This window comes from Streptomyces sp. NPDC020747, from assembly GCF_044334695.1.
Taxonomy (GTDB): Bacteria; Actinomycetota; Actinomycetes; order Streptomycetales; family Streptomycetaceae; genus Streptomyces.
Window position 1 is genome coordinate 1 of the sequence record NZ_JBIRTJ010000028.1, and the last position, 16,082, is coordinate 16,082.

Here is a 16,082-nt window from a genome sequence, read left to right on the forward strand (position 1 = left end):
AAACGCCCGGTTACATTCCGAACCCGGAAGCTAAGCCTTACAGCGCCGATGGTACTGCAGGGGGGACCCTGTGGGAGAGTAGGACGCCGCCGAACAATATTTGGAGGACCTCTGGTCCCAGCGACTCGCTGGGACCAGAGGTCCTTTTTTGTTTTCCGAAGCGCGCTGGGTACCCGGCTGCGCGAGAATGACTTGCGGTACCGATGACAGGAGTCACCCATGTCCACCAACTCTCCCGACGAGCGACCGGAGCGCGACCAGCGACGCCGGGACAGTGGTGACCGCGGCGGGTACCGAGGGGGCCCGCGCCGCGACAACGACCGTGGCGGGAACGGCCGGCGTGACGACCGTCGCGATGACAACCGTGGCAGCAGCAGCAGCAGCGGCAGCAGTGGTGGTGGCGACCGCGGCGGATTCCGCCGTGACGACAACCGTGGCGGCGGCAGCGGTGGCTTCCGTCGCGATGACAACCGTGGCGGCGGCAGCGGTGGCTTCCGTCGCGATGACAACCGTGGCGGCGGCAGCGGTGGCTTCCGTCGCGATGACAACCGTGGTGGCAGCGGCAGTGGCGGTGGATTCCGCGGGCGCGACGACCGTGACCGTGGTGGTCGTCCGCCGTTCCGGCGTGATGACCGTTCCAGTGGGCCCAGCCGTGACGACCGTGATCGGGGCGGGTTCCGTCGGGACGATGACCGTGGTGGCCGTCCGGCGTTCCGCCGTGACGACGAGCGGGGTGCCCCGCGTCGCGACGACAACCGCGGCAGCAGCACCGGCGGCGGCGACCGTGGTGGCTTCCGTCGCGACGACAACCGCGGTGGCAGCGGTGACCGTGGCGGTTTCCGGCGCGATGACAATCGTGGTGGCCCTCGGCGTGATGGTGACCGTCCGCCCTTCCGTCGTGACGATCGTCGTGATGACAACCGTGGCAGCAGCAGCAGCAGCAGCAGCAGCAGTGGTGGCGGCGGCGACCGTGGTGGCTTCCGTCGGGACGACAATCGCGGTGGTGGCGGTGACCGTGGCGGGTTCAGGCGCGATGGCGATCGTCCGGCGTTCCGGCGTGACGACCGTCGGGACGACGACCGCGGTGGTCGTCCGCCGTTCCGGCGTGATGACCGTCCCAGTGGGCCCAGCCGTGACGACCGTGACCGTGGTGGGTTCCGTCGGGACGACGATCGTGGTGGCCGTCCGGCGTTCCGCCGTGACGACGAGCGGGGTGCCCCGCGTCGCGACGACAACCGCGGCAGCAGCACCGGCGGCGGCGACCGTGGTGGCTTCCGTCGCGACGACAACCGCGGTGGCAGCAGTGACCGTCCGCCCTTCCGCCGTGACGACCGTCGCGATGACAACCGCGGCGGCAGCACTGGCGGCGGCGACCGTGGTGGCTTCCGTCGCGACGACCGCCGTGACGACAACCGTGGCGGCGACCGTGCCGGTTACGTTCGTCGTGATGATCGGCGTGACGACCGTCGCGATGACAGGCGTGACGACAACCGCAGCGGCGGTGGCGACCGTGGCGGGTTCCGTCGGGACGACAACCGTCCCAGTGGCGGCGGTGGCGGGTTCCGTGGGCGCGACGACCGCGGTGGACGAGGCGGCGACGACCGTCGTGGCGGACCGCGTCGCGATGACAGCCGTGGCCGTCCCGCCGGCGGTGGAGGCGGGTTCCGCGGGCGTGACGACCGTGGTGGACGGGGCGGCGACGACCGTCGTGGCGGCGGGCGCTTCCGTGACGAGCGGGATCGCGACCGCGAGCCGATCAAGCGGCTGCCGATCCCGGACGACGTCACGGGTGAGGAGATCGACAAGGACGTACGGCAGGAGCTGCAAAGCCTGCCCAAGGGACTTGCCGAGGACGTCTCCCGGAACCTGGTGATGGTGGCCAGGCTCATCGACGAGGACCCCGAGGGGGCGTACGGCTACTCCAGGGTCGCCCTGCGGCTGGCGTCGCGTGTCGCCGCTGTGCGGGAGGCGGCCGGCTTCGCCGCGTACGCGAGCCAGAAGTACAGCGAGGCGCTCGCCGAGTTCCGGGCCGCGCGGCGCATGACGGGCAACGTGGATCTGTGGCCCGTCATGGCGGACTGCGAGCGTGGTCTCGGGCGGCCCGAGAAGGCGCTCGAAATGGCCGGGGCCCCCGAGGTGCAGAAGCTCGACAAGGCCGGCCAGGTCGAGATGCGGCTCGTGGCGGCCGGTGCGCGGCGGGACATGGACCAGCTCGACGCGGCCATCGTCACACTGCAGAGCCCCGAGCTCGCCTCCAACTCCGTACAGCCGTGGACCGCGCGACTGCGTTACGCGTACGCCGACGCGCTGCTCGCGGCCGGGCGTGAGGGCGAGGCGCGCGAGTGGTTCGCCAAGGCCGTCGAGTCCGACAAGGACGGCAGCACGGACGCCTCGGACCGGCTTGCCGAGCTGGACGGTGTGGAGTTCGTCGACGCCCTCGTCGAGGATGACAGCGATGGCGACAGTGATGTCGACGGCGACATCGAGGTCGTGAACTCCGAGGCTCCGGAGCCGAAGTCGGTGCCGGAGGCGGAGTCCGCCGATGACAGCGTCGTCGACGATGGTCTGGACGACGTAGACGACACGGACGGCGACGAGGGCGACCTGAAGGGCTGACAGCCCCGCAGGAGTCGTACGAGCACGAGTACGACCACGAGCGCATACGAGTGCATGGGCGGGATCCCTTCGGGGGTCCCGCCCATTCGTGTTTTCAGGGGCCCAGAGTGCGCAGCACCAGGCCCGACGCCGGCTTCGGGCCGAACGACGTCGACTTGCGGGGCATCGTGACGCCCTGGCTCGCCAGTTCGCGTACGACTTCCTCGTGGACCGGGTGCATCAGGACGGCCGTGCCGCCGTCGTGCTCCGCCTTGGTGACCGTGGCGGCGGTGTCGTGGATGTAGGCGATGTGCTCCGGGACGTCGGGTATCCGCCAGACATGGTCGAGGAGCGTGGCGTGCAGGACCGTCGCGTCGAGGGTGCGCCAGGTCTCGGGGCGGTCCGCCGGGATCGTACGGGCGAGCAGGTCCGGGGACGGGCGGTCGACGAGGTGGAAGGTGCCGTCGCCCGCGAGGAGGTAGGCGTTTCCCTCGGCGGCCGCTATGGAGAGGGCCTCCAAGGCTGCGGAGAGCGGGCCGTTGACTCGGCGTACGCGGAAGTCGTCGGCCAGGGCCGCCAGGGCGTCGGCCACCGGGAGTTGGTGCAGGAGGCGGTGGATCGCGCGGACGCGCAGTGGGTAGCGGGCGGTGTCCACGAGGAGTACCAGGCCGAAGTCCCAGGGGCTGGGGGAGGGATGCTCCGCGCGTAGACGCAAGTACGTGGCCCAGCGGTGGTGGCCGTCGGCGATGAGGGCCTGGTGGTTGGCCAGGTCTGTCCGGATCTCGGCGAGGTGCGCCGGGTCGGTCACGGCCCACAGGCGGTGGCTGAAGCCGTCCTCCGTGGTGGTGGACAGCAGGGGAGGGTGCTTGGCGGCGCGCTCCACGACGGCGGTCGTGCCGCAGGTGGCGCCGTTGCCGCGGTAGGTCAGCAGCAGGGGTTCGAGGTTCGCGGAGGTGGCGCGCATCAGGGCCGCGCGGTCCGCGACGACGTGCGGCATGACGTCCTCGTGCGGCAGGACCACGCCCTCAGATGCCTCCGAAAGGCGCAGGGCGCCGATGACGCCCCGTTGCAGCATGCCGTCGCCGTGGCGTTGCTCGTAGACGTACAGACCCGGCTCGGAGTCCGTGGTCAGGATGCCCTCGGACAGCCAGCGGTGCAGGGTGTCCGCGGCCTGCTCGTTGCGGACGCTGGGCGTGGTGGCCTGGGGGAGGATCAGCCGGACGATGTTGTGCGGGTCCGCCGATTCGAGGTGGTGGAGACCGTCGGGCCGTACGACCACGTCGTACGGCGGGGACGTGACGGCGGAGAGGCTGCCGACCCGGTCGGGGTCGTAGCGCAGACCCCGGAACGGGGTCAGATCAAGGCCCATGCGTGCCGGTACGTCCGCGGGACCTGCAGTGTTCATTGGTGCATCGTAAGTGTGTCAGTGCCATGCGGGATGATCGGGGGAAAGGGATCGAACGAGGAGCGATGCGTAATGAGCCAGACCGTGAGGACGCGCCCCGAGGGCAGTGACCGGGCCCTGAGCGAGGCGTACGACACGGCGCTGCTCGACCTGGACGGGGTGGTGTACGCGGGCGGGAACGCGATCGCGTACGCGGTCGACTCGCTCGGCACGGCCCGCGCGGGCGGAATGCGTCTCGCGTACGTGACGAACAACGCGCTGCGGACGCCCGACACCGTCGCCGCGCACCTCACGGAGCTGGGGATACCGACCGAGGAGCCGGACGTCATCACCTCGGCGCAGGCGGTCGCCCGGCTGATCAGCGAGCAGGTGCCCCGGGGGGCGCGGGTGCTGGTCATCGGCGGGGAGGGGCTGCGGGTCGCGCTGCGCGAGCGCGGGCTCGAACCGGTCGAGTCGGCCGAGGACGAGCCGGTGGCGGTCGTGCAGGGGTACGGCGGGCCTGATCTGCCCTGGGGGCGTTTCGCGGAGGCCTGTTACGCCATCGCGCGCGGGGTGCCGTGGTTCGCGTCCAACACCGATCTGACGATTCCCGGCGCGCGCGGGATCGCCCCGGGCAACGGCGCGGCCGTGGAGGTCGTACGGATCGCGACCGGCGCCGAGCCGCAGGTGGCGGGCAAGCCGTTGCCGCCGATGCACCGCGAGACGATCCTGCGGACCGGGGCGGAGCGGCCGCTGGTGGTGGGGGACCGGCTCGACACGGACATCGAGGGGGCGTTCAACGGCGAGGTGGACTCCCTGCTGGTGCTGACCGGTGTGACCGACGGGGCGCAGCTCCTCGCCGCGCCGCCGCAGCACCGGCCGACGTACGTCGACGCCGATCTGCGGGGGATGCTGACCGGGCAGCCGGAGGTCGTCGAGGCGGGCGAAGGGTTCCGTTGCGGGGGCTGGACTGCGACGGCCGGCACCGAGCGGCTGGAACTGGAGGGTGCGGGCGAGGCGATGGACGGGCTGCGGGCGCTGTGTGCCGCCGCCTGGACGGCTGCCGGGGACGGGGCGTGTGAGCTGGACGGGGGCAAGGCGCTGGCGCGGCTGGGGCTCTGAGCACGGGTTGGGTGGATCTCCGCGGGCCCTTCGGCAGGCCCTTGGTGGGGCCTGGAGCGCAGCCTCGGGAAGGGTGGTTGCGCAGGTCACCGCGTACGGGAATCGTAGCTCGTAGCGAGGGTAGGCTAACCTAACCAGGTGTTGGTCGACAGTCCCCCCGAACCGAGCGCGGAGACCGCCCCCGCGCCCCCGACCCGCCGGGCGATACGGGCCGCTGGGCTCCTCGTGTCCCTCGCCGTGCTGGTGCTCGTCGCCCTGGCGAGCATCGCGATCGGCGCGAAAGAGCTGTCCCTGGAGCAGGTCTGGCACGGTCTGTTCGAGGACTCGGGGACGTACGGCGACGTCGTGGTGAGCGAGCGGCTGTCGCGTACGGTCCTCGGGTTGCTCGTCGGTGCCGCGCTCGGGCTCTCCGGGGCGGTCCTCCAGGCGCTCACCCGCAACCCGCTGGCAGACCCGGGGCTGCTCGGCATCAACGCCGGCGCGTCGGCCGCGGTCGTCACGGCGATCACCTTCTTCGGTGTCACCTCGCTGAGTGGCTATGTGTGGTTCGCCTTCGCGGGCGCGGCGGTCGTCGGAGCGCTCGTGTACTTCCTCGGCGGCAGCCGGGGTGCCACGCCGGTGCGGCTCGCGCTCGCCGGCACCGCGATCAGCGCCGCGCTCTACGGCTATCTGCAGGCCGTGATGATCACGGACGAGGCCGCGCTCGGCAAGATGCGCTTCTGGACGGTCGGTTCGCTGGCCTCGGCCACGAACACGACCATCGAGCAGGTGCTGCCGTTCCTCGCGATCGGCACGGTTCTCGCGCTGGCGCTCGCCCGGCCGCTGAACGCCATGGCCTTGGGCGACGACACCGCCCGCGCGCTCGGGGCGCATCTGAACCGCACCCGCGGGCTGGCCATGGCCGCCGCGACCGTGCTCTGCGGGGCCGCGACCGCCGCCTGCGGGCCGATCGTCTTCGTCGGGCTGATGGTTCCGCACGTCGTACGGTCCTTCACCGGGCCCGACCTGCGCTGGATCCTGCCGTACGCCACCGTGCTGTCGCCGGTGCTGCTGCTGGGCGCCGATGTGATCGGCAGGATGATCGCCCGGCCCGCGGAGCTCCAGGTCGGCATCGTCACCGCGGTCCTCGGCGGGCCGGTCTTCATCTTTCTCGTACGACGGCGGAGGACGGCGCAGCTGTGAAGCCCCCACGCAATCAGGCCGGACACGATCGGGCAGGACAGGACCAGGCCGGACACGACCAGACCGGGCGCGATCAGGCAGTCCTCGATCAGACAGGTCCCGTCCGGGCCTTTCGGGCTCGGACTGTCCGCACCGGCGGTGGGATGTCGGTGCGTGTCGATGTCCGCGGGTTCACGGTCGTCGTGCTGCTGCTCGTGGCCGCGCTCGCCGCGAGTGTCGTGCTCATCGGTACCGGCGACTTCCCGATACCGGCCGCCGACGTCCTCAGGACGTTGCTCGGCAACGGCGACGCGGGCCAGGAGTTCATCGTCAACGAGCTGCGCCTGCCGCGGGTCCTGGTCGGGCTCCTGGTGGGGGCCTCGCTCGGGCTCGGCGGCGCGCTCTTCCAGGCCATCTCCCGCAATCCGCTGGGCAGTCCGGACGTACTGGGTGTCGGGCAGGGCTCGACGGCCGGCGCGCTCGTGATGATCGTGCTGTTCTCGGGGAGCGCCGGCCAGGTCGCCGTCGGGGCGCTGGTCGGCGGGCTGGTGACCGGGCTCGCCATCTATGTGCTCGCCTGGAAGCGGGGTGTGCACGGATATCGACTGGTTCTGGTCGGTATCGGTGTCTCCGCGATCGTCACGGCCGTCAACGGCTATCTGATCACCAAGGCCGACCTCGTCGACGCGGCCCGTGCCGTCGTCTGGATGACCGGCTCGCTCAACGGCCGTGACTGGGACCAGGTCTGGCCGCTGCTCGGCCTGTGCGCCGTCCTCGTACCGCTGGTCCTCGGCAACGCGCGCGGACTGCGGATGCTGGAGATGGGCGACGACGTGGCGTACGCCCTCGGGGTGCGGGTCGAGAGGACGCGGCTGCTGCTGTTGGTGGCCGCCGTGCTGCTCACCGCGGCTGCCACCGCCGCCGCGGGCCCGGTCGGCTTCGTCGCGCTCACCGCGCCGCAGCTCGCGCGGCGGCTCACCCGCTCGCCCGGACCCAACCTGGTACCCGCCATGTGCATGGGCGCCACTCTGCTGGTCGTCGCGGACTGGGCCTCGCAGCGGGTCTTCGGCGCCGACCAGCTGCCCGTCGGCGTGGTGACCGGAGTGCTCGGCGGCGTCTATCTGCTGTGGCTCCTGGTCACCGAGCGGAAGGCGGGCCGGATATGAACGCCGACCGCACGACGAGTACGGCCGACGACGGGACGCCGAGCAAGACGAGTAGGACGAGTAGGACGCGTACGGGCTCCGATGGCTGGCCGCACACGAACACCCGAAGGAGCACTGTGAACCGCCTGTCCGCCGAGAACGTCACCCTCGCCTACGACCAGCGCGTCATAGCCGAGCAGCTGTCGGTCGAGATACCGGACAACTCGTTCACGGTGATCGTCGGCCCGAACGCCTGCGGCAAGTCCACGCTGCTGCGCGCCCTGTCCCGGATGCTGAAGCCGAGCCAGGGCCGGGTGCTGCTCGACGGGCAGGTCGTCCAGTCGATGCCCGCGAAGAAGGTGGCCAGGACGCTCGGGCTGCTGCCGCAGTCGTCGATCGCGCCGGACGGGATCACCGTCGGCGACCTCGTGGGGCGCGGGCGTTACCCGCACCAGGGGCTGCTGCGCCAGTGGTCGACCGAGGACGAGCGGATCGTGCGCGAGTCCATGACCTCCACCGGCGTCGCCGAACTGGCCGACCGCTATGTCGACGAGCTGTCCGGAGGCCAGCGCCAGCGCGTGTGGATCGCCATGGCACTCGCCCAGCAGACCCCGCTGCTGCTGCTCGACGAGCCGACCACCTTTCTCGACATCCAGCACCAGATCGACGTGCTCGACCTGTGCGCGGAGCTCCACGAGGAGCAGGGCCGCACCCTGGTCGCCGTACTGCACGACCTCAACCACGCGGCCCGGTACGCCACCCATCTGATCGCCCTGCGCGAGGGCTCGGTGATCGCCGAGGGCACCCCGGCCGACATCGTCACTGCCGAGCTGGTCGAGGAGGTCTTCGGGCTGCGCTGCCAGGTCATCGACGACCCCGAGACGGGCACGCCGCTGGTGGTGCCGGCGGCGCGGAAGGCACGTACGACCGCCGCCGCGCCTGTCGGTGTCGCGAAGAGCCAGTGCTCCCGCGGGATCGCTGAAGGCGGGCCGGGCGGATCCGGACGGGCGTTCAGAGGAGCGCTCAGAGGAGCTTTCTGAGCCGGAGCAGGTCGCGCAGGCCCGCTTCGAGCTTGACCCGGCCCGAGCCCCAGGCCTTCGCGAAGTTCAGCTCGCCGTCGACCATCGCGACCAGGTCGTCGCCGGTCATCGTGAGCCGGATCTCGGCCTTGTCGGGCGGCGGGCCCTGGACCGTGTCGAGCACCTCGATCCGGCCGTCCACGAGACGTCCTACGAAGGTGATGTCGAGGTCGGTGATACGGCAGCTCAGCGAGCGGTCCAACGCCGCCGCGCCGCGTACGTCGCCGTCCGCGCCCGCCATGTTGTCCGAGAGCTTGTCGAGTGCGCTGCGGCACTCCTCAATCGTGGCCATCGCGATCGACGGTACCCCAGCGCTTCGCGGTAGCGTCGGGTCATGAGCGACTCCATGACCGGCCCGGAGACGGGGGCCCCCGACGCAGAGCCCCTCGGCGCGGAGGCCCGGCTTCCGGTCGAGCCCGTGCCCGAGCCGGTGCCGGTGCCGTCCGCGGACCCCGAGGCCATGGCCGGGTCCGAGGCCGCGGAACCCGAGGACGATCCCGCCGCCCCCGCTCCCCTCCACGTGCCGCGTACGCCCACGGGCAACGCCGAGGCCGACGCCCAGCTCGACCGGTTGGCCGATGTGGACCACCTCGCCACGGACGGCCACATGGAGGTGTACGAGGATGTGCACAGGGGGCTGCGCGACGCGCTCACCGCACTCGACGCCCGCCCGGGACCTCCGGGGCCCTCTCTGCCGTACAGCAGCAGTAACGACAGCAACAGCAACAGGAGCTGAACCGAACGTGGCAGGAGTGGCACGACGCCGCCTCGACGCCGAACTGGTCCGACGTAAACTCGCCCGCTCGCGCGAGCACGCCGGACAGCTGATCGCCGCCGGGCGGGTCACCGTCGGCAAGACCCTCGCGACCAAATCCGCCACCCAGGTGGAGACCGCCGCCGCCATCCTCGTCACCCAGGACGACGGCGACCCCGACTACGTCTCGCGCGGCGGCCACAAGCTCGCCGGAGCGCTGGAGGCCTTCGTACCGCTCGGCCTGGCGGTCGAGGGACGGAGGGCGCTGGACGCCGGCGCCTCGACCGGCGGTTTCACCGATGTACTGCTGCGCGCGGGCGTCGCCCACGTCGTCGCCGTGGACGTCGGATACGGGCAGTTGGCCTGGTCTCTTCAGAGTGATGAACGCGTCACCGTCAAGGACCGTACGAACGTACGCGAGTTGACGTTGGAGGCGATCGATGGGGAGCCGGTGGATCTTGTTGTCGGTGACTTGTCCTTTATCCCACTCGGCCTGGTGCTGCCCGCCCTTGTGCGGTGCGCGGCGCCCGGAGCCGACCTGGTGATGATGGTCAAGCCGCAGTTCGAGGTGGGCAGGGAACGGCTCGGGAGCGGCGGAGTCGTCCGCAGCCCCGAGCTACGGGCGGACGCCGTGCGCGGTGTGGCCCGGCAGGCGGGGGAGCTTGGACTCGGGGTGAACGGCGTGACGGCCAGTCCGTTGCCCGGCCCCTCGGGGAATGTCGAGTACTTTCTGTGGCTGCGTGCCGGGGCACCCGCACTGGACCCGGCCGACGTTGACCGTGCAGTGGCGGAGGGGCCGCGTTGACACAGACCCGAGCTCGTACTGTTTTCCTGCTCGCCCACACCGGACGGCCCGCGGCCATCCGCAGTGCCGAGCTCGTCGTCGAGGGGCTGGTGCGTTCCGGTCTCGGCGTACGGGTCCTGGAGGCGGAAGCGGCCGATCTGCCGCTTCCGGAGAGCGTGGAGCTCGTCAAGGAGGCGACACCGGAGTGCCTGGACGGGTGTGAACTGCTGATCGTCCTCGGCGGTGACGGGACGCTGCTGCGCGGCGCCGAGTTCGCCCGCGCCTCCGGGGTGCCGATGCTGGGCGTCAACCTCGGGCGTGTCGGCTTCCTCGCGGAGGCCGAGCGCGACGATCTCGACAAGGTCGTCGACCGGGTGGTGACGAGGGCGTACGAGGTCGAGGAGCGCATGACCGTCGACGTCGTCGTGCACAGCAACGGTGATGTCGTCCACACGGACTGGGCGCTCAACGAGGCAGCCGTGCAGAAGGCGGGGGCCGAGAAGCTCCTTGAGGTCGTGCTGGAGATCGACGGGCGGCCGGTGACCGGGTTCGGGTGCGACGGGATCGTCCTGTCGACGCCGACCGGGTCGACGGCGTACGCGTTCTCCGCGGGCGGTCCCGTGGTGTGGCCGGAGGTCGAGGCGCTGCTGATGGTGCCGATCAGCGCGCACGCCCTGTTCGCCAAGCCGCTGGTGACCTCGCCGAACTCGGTGCTGGCCGTGGAGGTCCTGCCGCACATCCCGCCCGGGGTGCTGTGGTGCGACGGCCGCCGCACGATCGAGCTGCCGCCCGGTGCGCGGGTGGAGGTCCGGCGTGGGGCGGTGCCGGTGCGGCTGGCACGGCTGCACCACGCGTCGTTCACCGACCGGCTCGTCGCCAAGTTCGCGCTGCCGGTGGCGGGTTGGCGGGGCGCTCCGCACTGAGTGCTCCGCGGGGAGCCGGGGGATGTCGTTGGGTTGGTGCGGGTCGGTGGGGGCTGGCCGCGTCGTTCCCCGCGCCCCTTGAAAGCAGGGGCTACCGCCCCGTCTTTCAGGGGCGCGGGGAACGGGCAATTCGGTCAACCGCACCAGGGCTTATGTGGAGGGACTGGGGCGGCGTCGCGCCGGGTGGGGGAAACCTCGTATGGTCATGTCCGTGTTGGAGGAGATGCGGATACGGTCGCTCGGAGTCATCGACGACGCGGTCGTCGAGCTGTCACCCGGCTTCACCGCCGTGACCGGTGAGACCGGCGCGGGCAAGACGATGGTGGTCACCAGCCTGGGCCTGCTGCTGGGCGGGCGTGCCGACCCGGCCCTCGTGCGGATCGGGGCCAAGAACGCGGTCGTGGAGGGGCGGATCTCCGTACCCGACGGCGCCTCTGCCGTCGTACGGGCCGAGGAGGCCGGCGCCGAGCTCGACGACGGGGTGCTGCTCATCAGCCGTACCGTTTCCGCCGAGGGGCGCTCGCGCGCGCACCTGGGCGGGCGCAGCGTGCCGGTGGGGCTGCTCGCCGAGCTCGCCGACGACCTGGTGGCCGTGCACGGTCAGACCGACCAGCAGGGGCTGCTCAAGCTGTCCCGCCAGCGGCAGGCCCTCGACCGGTACGCGGGCGACGCCGTCGCCGTGCCGCTCGCCAAGTACGCGGGCGCCTACCGACGGCTGCGCGCCATCTCCACCGAGCTGGACGAGATCACCACTCGCGCGCGGGAACGCGCCCAGGAAGCCGACATGCTGCGCTTCGGGCTCGACGAGATCGCCGCGGTGGAGCCTCGCCCGGGCGAGGACACCGAGCTGGCGGCCGAGGCCGAGCGGCTCGGGCACGCGGAGGCACTCGCGTCCGCCGCCACGGCCGCGCACGCCGCCCTCGCGGGCAACCCCGAGGACCCGGAGGGCATCGACGCCACGACGCTCGTCGCGGGCGCACACCGGGCCCTGGAGGCCGTACGGTCCCACGACGCGGAGCTCGGCGCGCTGGCAGGCCGCATCGGGGAGATCGGGATCCTGCTGGGCGACGTGGCGGGGGAGCTGGCGGGATACGCCGACGACCTCGACGCGGACCCGCTGCGGCTCTCGGCGGTCGAGGAGCGGCGTGCCGCGCTCACCGCGCTGACCCGCAAGTACGGCGAGGATGTGGGTGCCGTACTGACCTGGGCGGAACAAGGGGCCGCGCGGCTCCTGGAGTTGGACGGCGACGACGACCGGCTCGGCGAGCTGACGGCCGAGCGGGACGCGCTGCGGGCCGAACTGGGCGGGCTGGCACAGGCGTTGACGGACGCCCGTACGGAGGCCGCCGAGCGCTTCGCCGCCGCCGTGACCGCCGAACTCGCCTCGCTCGCCATGCCGCACGCGCGCGTGTCGTTCGAGATCCGGCAGACCGAGGACCCGGAGGGCGTGGAGGTCGGCGGCCGTCCGGTCTCGTACGGACCCGCCGGGGTCGACGAGGTCGAACTGCTCCTCGCCCCGCATCCGGGTGCGCCGCCGCGGCCCATCGCCAAGGGGGCGTCCGGCGGTGAACTGTCGCGCGTCATGCTCGCCGTCGAGGTCGTGTTCGCGGGTACGGATCCGGTGCCGACGTATCTCTTCGACGAGGTCGACGCGGGTGTGGGCGGCAAGGCGGCGGTCGAGATCGGGCGGAGGCTCGCCAAACTCGCCAAGAGCGCGCAGGTCGTCGTCGTCACCCATCTGCCCCAGGTGGCCGCCTTCGCCGACCGGCAGTTGCTGGTCGAGAAGACCGACGACGGATCGGTCACGCGGTCCGGGGTGAAGGTCCTGGAGGGCGAGGAGCGGGTCCGGGAGCTGTCGCGGATGCTGGCCGGCCAGGAGGACTCGGAGACGGCCCGGGCACACGCGGAGGAGCTGCTGGCGACGGCCCGCGCCGACGGGTAGCCGCCGCTCCACGGCGGGGGCTGTGTGCCGTTCCACGGCCGGGCGCCCGCCCGCTCCGCGGTCCGAACTCCGCCGCTCCGCGCCGGTTTCCCCGCCCGCGCGCCCGTGTTGAGCGCTCCGCGCTCCCCGAATCCCGCTCGCTCCCGAATCCCGCCCGCTCCGCGGGCAGACCCCCGTCCACCCCTCACTCATGTGAGTGATCACCCGCATCCCATCTCCGCCACCCCCCCACCTCACCCCCTCGATGGTCCGCAACTCCCGCGAGCCCTGGCATCCTTGGAAGAGGACCCCGAGCGGTACACCCCCACCGCCCGTTCCTTCTGTACGTTTCTTCGTGACCGCCCGTCGCCGAACCAGGAGCCCCGGCCACGTGATCCACGTGAGCAGCCACTCACCGCCAGGACAGTCGCCGCTGCGCACTGTCCAAGTGCTCGGCGGAGGCAGCGCGGGCAGCTGTGCCCATGTGCGGTCGCTGACGTCGGGGCTCGTCGCCCGGGGCGTGCGGGTCACCGTGTGCGCCCCGGCCACCGCCGACCACACGTACGACTTCAGCGGCGTCGGGGCCGACCACGTGCACGTGCCGAGGCGGAACGACCCGGCCTCCGTGGCCGCGCTGCGGGCCGCCTGCGCGGACGCCGACCTGGTGCACGCGCACGGGCTGCACTCGGCGCTGCGGGCCGCGCTCGCGCTCAGCGGCCGGCGCGTGCCGCTCGTCGTCACGCTGCACTCCCGCCCGTACGCGGAGGGAGCGCGGGCGCATCTGCTGCGCCTCCTTGAGCGCCGTGTGGCCAAGGCCGCCTCCGTGGTCCTCGGATCCTCGTCCGACCTCGTGGACCGGGCCCGCAGCAGGGGCGCCCGGGACGCGCGGCTCGCCGCGGTCGCGCTGCCCGCCCCGCGCCGGCCCCTCGCCGAGAGCGAGGACGCCGACCGGCTGCGCCCCAAGGCACGGGCCGAACTCGGCGCGACCGACCGGCCGTTGCTGATGGCCGTCGGCTCACTCGACCGGCACCGGGGGTACGACACGCTGCTGGACGCCACGCGCGCGTGGCGTCGGCTCGATCCCGTACCACTGCTCGTGATCGCCGGGGAGGGACCGCTGCGCGGTGAACTCCAGCGGCGCATCGTGAACGAGGGGCTGCCCGTGCGTCTCGTCGGCCCGCGTGACGACATCGGGGAGCTGCTGGCCGCCGCCGATCTCGCGCTGCTGCCCGGCAGTTGGGAATCGCGCTCGGTACTCGCGCAGGAGGCCCTCCACGCGCGCGTGCCGCTCGTCGCGGCGGCCGCCGGAGGCATCCCCGAACTCGTCGGCGACGCGGCCGAACTCGTCCCGCACGGAGACTCCGAAGCGCTCGCCGAGGCCGTCGAGGCTCTGCTCGCCGACCCGGCCCGGCGCGAGCTCCTCAGGGACAAGGGCACGCTCCAGGTGGCCACTTGGCCGACCGAGGACGAGACGGTGGCCCAAGTCCTCAGCGTGTACGACGAACTGACGAAGCCTTTGCCGCTGCCGTAGGCCCGGACGCGGGGGCTCGCGCTACGGCACGAGTCTGCGGGCCCGCAGCGCCAGGCTGAGCGCCAGTACCGTCTGCGGGTCGTCGAGGTCCGTCCCGAGCAACTCCCCGATCCGGGCGAGCCGGTTGTAGAGCGTCTGCCGGTTGAGATGCAGTTCACGCGCGGTCTCCGCCTTGCGGCCCGCGTGCGCCAGATACGTCTCCAGGGTGGGCAGCAGCGGAGGCTTGGAGCGGTGGTCGTGGTCGCGGAGCGGGCCGATGGCGCGGTCCACGAAGGCGGCCAGGTCCCGGTGGTCCCGCAGCCGCCACAGCAGCAGGTCGATGTCCAGGCGGCGGGCGTCGTACCAGGGGCGGTCGGACAGCCCCTGGGCCGCCGCGGCCGTCTCGGCCGCGTGCCGCAGGCCCGCCGACGCCGCCGTCCAGCCGCCCGCCACGCCGACCACCACGACCGGCGGCTGCGCGCCCGGACGCTGCATGCCCGCCCGCTCCACACCGGCCCGCAGTGCCGCCGCGACCCGGTCCGCGACGGCCGCCCGCTCGGACTCCGCACGCAGGCCCAGCAGCAGCGGTACGCGGCCCTCGACGGGGCGTACGCCCAGCAGGACCGGCACGCCCACCGAGGCCAGCTCCTCGGCGACCGCGCGCGCCAGGACGGCCCAGCCCCCGCCCGGGGCCAGTCCGTCGGCGAGCCTCATCACCACCGGGAGCAGCGGCCCGGGACCGGGCTTGAAGCCGAGCACGCGGCCCTGCGCGGGCGCGTCCTCGGCGGCGATACGGCCCTCGGCGAGGTCGGTGAGGAAGTCGCCGCGCCCGCGCGCCGCCAGCTCCTCCTCCTGGCGGGCCTGCATCAGGACCACGGCGAGGATCCCCGCGGCCCGTTCCGCCGCGATGCGGTGCACGGGCGCGAGCGGGGCGTTGGGGGCGTTCACGGGCAGGAGGACGAGCCGGGCCCGGACCGAGCCGGTGCCGGGACCGCCGCCCGGCACGTCCACGAGGACCGACCCGGCCGGCGGATCGTCCTGGTGCTGGCCGCGCAGCCCCTCCCACACCTGGAGCGGGTCGGCGTTCGCCGGTCCGGCCCCGGCGGCGTACAGGAGCTGTCCGTCCGGGGTCTCCAGGAAGACCGGGTTGCCGCTGAAGTCGGCCAGGATGCCGAGGACCTGGGGGATGCCGCCCCCGCCGAGCAGGGCCTGGGTGCAGCGCCGGTGCACCTCCTCGGCCTGCTGGAGGAGGGCGTAGTGGCCGTTGACGATCTCGGTGTGGATCTCCTCGGTGACCGTCACGAAGGGCACCTCGCGGTGCAGTTGGACCAGCGGCAGACCGGCCGTGCGGGCCGTCTCCACGAGGGCCGCGGGCAGCCGGGTGAAGCGTGGCCCCAGTTCCACGACGAGGGCCGCGATGCCGCGCTCGGCGAGGGTGCGGACGAAAGCACGCTGGTCGGCGGGCCGGGTGCCGAGCCCGTACCCCGTGGTCAGGAGCAGTTCGCCGCCCTTCAGGAGCGACGCGATGTTCGGGACCTCGCCCGCATGCACCCAGCGCACGGTGCGGCCCAGCCGGTCGGCGCCCGCGAGGATCTCCGGCAGGCCGCCGCGCAGCCCGGGCAGCTCCAGGGCCCGCTGCACGGTGATCCCGCCACCGCGCGTGTCAGGCGTGTCGATACGGCTGTCCATGACGCGGACGCTACC

The 16,082-nt window shown here is 72.5% G+C and carries 13 protein-coding genes, 1 rRNA gene and 1 pseudogene; 12 read left to right on the forward strand and 3 right to left on the reverse strand.

Features of this window, described 5'->3' with window-relative positions:
- The 3 genes and pseudogenes from rrf to ACH4YP_RS45155 form a co-directional block, all read left to right on the forward strand.
- Positions 1–95: ribosomal RNA gene (gene rrf, locus ACH4YP_RS45145) — 5S ribosomal RNA — on the forward strand; the annotation flags it as partial.
- A gap of 124 nt (positions 96–219) precedes the next feature.
- Positions 220–1,422: pseudogene (locus ACH4YP_RS45150) on the forward strand (hypothetical protein); the annotation flags it as partial.
- A 342-nt stretch (positions 1,423–1,764) separates the two neighbouring features.
- Positions 1,765–2,616 carry a hypothetical protein gene (locus tag ACH4YP_RS45155; protein WP_398497298.1) on the forward strand — a complete coding sequence of 284 codons (852 nt, stop codon included), beginning with the start codon at positions 1,765–1,767 and terminating at the stop codon, positions 2,614–2,616.
- A gap of 94 nt (positions 2,617–2,710) precedes the next feature.
- On the opposite strand, the gene ACH4YP_RS45160 is transcribed toward ACH4YP_RS45155, so the two are convergent.
- Positions 2,711–4,000, reverse strand: a complete 1,290-nt coding sequence (locus tag ACH4YP_RS45160; RefSeq protein ID WP_398497218.1) for a DUF1015 family protein — start codon at positions 3,998–4,000, stop codon at positions 2,711–2,713.
- Between the two features lie 72 nt (positions 4,001–4,072).
- Between ACH4YP_RS45160 and ACH4YP_RS45165 the strand changes: the two genes are divergently transcribed.
- From ACH4YP_RS45165 to ACH4YP_RS45180, 4 genes are all read left to right on the forward strand, one after another.
- Positions 4,073–5,101, forward strand: a complete 1,029-nt coding sequence (locus ACH4YP_RS45165; protein WP_361071531.1) for an HAD hydrolase-like protein — start codon at positions 4,073–4,075, stop codon at positions 5,099–5,101.
- A gap of 138 nt (positions 5,102–5,239) precedes the next feature.
- Positions 5,240–6,283, forward strand: a complete 1,044-nt coding sequence (locus tag ACH4YP_RS45170; RefSeq protein ID WP_398497220.1) for a FecCD family ABC transporter permease — start codon at positions 5,240–5,242, stop codon at positions 6,281–6,283.
- 143 nt (positions 6,284–6,426) lie between these two features.
- Positions 6,427–7,428: an iron chelate uptake ABC transporter family permease subunit gene (locus tag ACH4YP_RS45175; RefSeq protein WP_361071525.1), complete on the forward strand. Its 1,002-nt coding sequence runs from the start codon at positions 6,427–6,429 to the stop codon at positions 7,426–7,428.
- A complete protein-coding gene (locus tag ACH4YP_RS45180; RefSeq protein ID WP_398497222.1) occupies positions 7,425–8,447 on the forward strand; it encodes an ABC transporter ATP-binding protein in 1,023 nt (340 codons plus the stop codon). Before ACH4YP_RS45175 ends, ACH4YP_RS45180 begins: the two co-directional genes overlap by 4 nt.
- Here the strand turns inward: ACH4YP_RS45180 and ACH4YP_RS45185 are convergent.
- Positions 8,431–8,778 (reverse strand): SCP2 sterol-binding domain-containing protein, encoded by a 348-nt coding sequence (locus ACH4YP_RS45185; RefSeq protein ID WP_398497223.1) that lies wholly within the window; start codon positions 8,776–8,778, stop codon positions 8,431–8,433. The two genes, ACH4YP_RS45180 and ACH4YP_RS45185, sit on opposite strands and share 17 nt — an antisense overlap.
- Before the next feature lie 42 nt (positions 8,779–8,820).
- Between ACH4YP_RS45185 and ACH4YP_RS45190 the strand changes: the two genes are divergently transcribed.
- From ACH4YP_RS45190 to ACH4YP_RS45210, 5 genes are all read left to right on the forward strand, one after another.
- Positions 8,821–9,222, forward strand: coding sequence for a hypothetical protein (locus tag ACH4YP_RS45190; RefSeq protein ID WP_398497225.1), 402 nt, complete (start codon positions 8,821–8,823; stop codon positions 9,220–9,222).
- 7 nt (positions 9,223–9,229) lie between these two features.
- Positions 9,230–10,045 (forward strand): TlyA family RNA methyltransferase, encoded by an 816-nt coding sequence (locus ACH4YP_RS45195; protein WP_361071516.1) that lies wholly within the window; start codon positions 9,230–9,232, stop codon positions 10,043–10,045.
- Entirely contained in the window at positions 10,042–10,947 is a 906-nt protein-coding gene (locus ACH4YP_RS45200) for an NAD kinase (protein ID WP_361071513.1), read from the forward strand. Before ACH4YP_RS45195 ends, ACH4YP_RS45200 begins: the two co-directional genes overlap by 4 nt.
- A 199-nt stretch (positions 10,948–11,146) precedes the next feature.
- Positions 11,147–12,889, forward strand: coding sequence for a DNA repair protein RecN (gene recN, locus ACH4YP_RS45205; RefSeq protein ID WP_398497228.1), 1,743 nt, complete (start codon positions 11,147–11,149; stop codon positions 12,887–12,889).
- Between the two features lie 370 nt (positions 12,890–13,259).
- A complete protein-coding gene (locus ACH4YP_RS45210) occupies positions 13,260–14,399 on the forward strand; it encodes a glycosyltransferase family 4 protein (RefSeq protein WP_398497230.1) in 1,140 nt (379 codons plus the stop codon).
- Between the two features lie 21 nt (positions 14,400–14,420).
- On the opposite strand, the gene ACH4YP_RS45215 is transcribed toward ACH4YP_RS45210, so the two are convergent.
- On the reverse strand, positions 14,421–16,067 hold the full coding sequence (locus ACH4YP_RS45215; protein WP_398497232.1) for a PucR family transcriptional regulator: 1,647 nt from the start codon (positions 16,065–16,067) through the stop codon (positions 14,421–14,423).
- Positions 16,068–16,082 lie beyond the last annotated feature (15 nt).

Coding starts and splice junctions, on each gene's coding strand:
- ACH4YP_RS45160 (WP_398497218.1), bottom strand. CDS start 4,000: ATGAACACTGCAGGTCCCGCGGACGTACCGGCACGCATGGGCCTTGAT.
- ACH4YP_RS45165 (WP_361071531.1), top strand. CDS start 4,073: ATGAGCCAGACCGTGAGGACGCGCCCCGAGGGCAGTGACCGGGCCCTG.
- ACH4YP_RS45175 (WP_361071525.1), top strand. CDS start 6,427: ATGTCGGTGCGTGTCGATGTCCGCGGGTTCACGGTCGTCGTGCTGCTG.
- ACH4YP_RS45180 (WP_398497222.1), top strand. CDS start 7,425: ATGAACGCCGACCGCACGACGAGTACGGCCGACGACGGGACGCCGAGC.
- ACH4YP_RS45185 (WP_398497223.1), bottom strand. CDS start 8,778: ATGGCCACGATTGAGGAGTGCCGCAGCGCACTCGACAAGCTCTCGGAC.
- ACH4YP_RS45190 (WP_398497225.1), top strand. CDS start 8,821: ATGAGCGACTCCATGACCGGCCCGGAGACGGGGGCCCCCGACGCAGAG.
- recN (WP_398497228.1), top strand. CDS start 11,147: ATGGTCATGTCCGTGTTGGAGGAGATGCGGATACGGTCGCTCGGAGTC.
- ACH4YP_RS45215 (WP_398497232.1), bottom strand. CDS start 16,067: ATGGACAGCCGTATCGACACGCCTGACACGCGCGGTGGCGGGATCACC.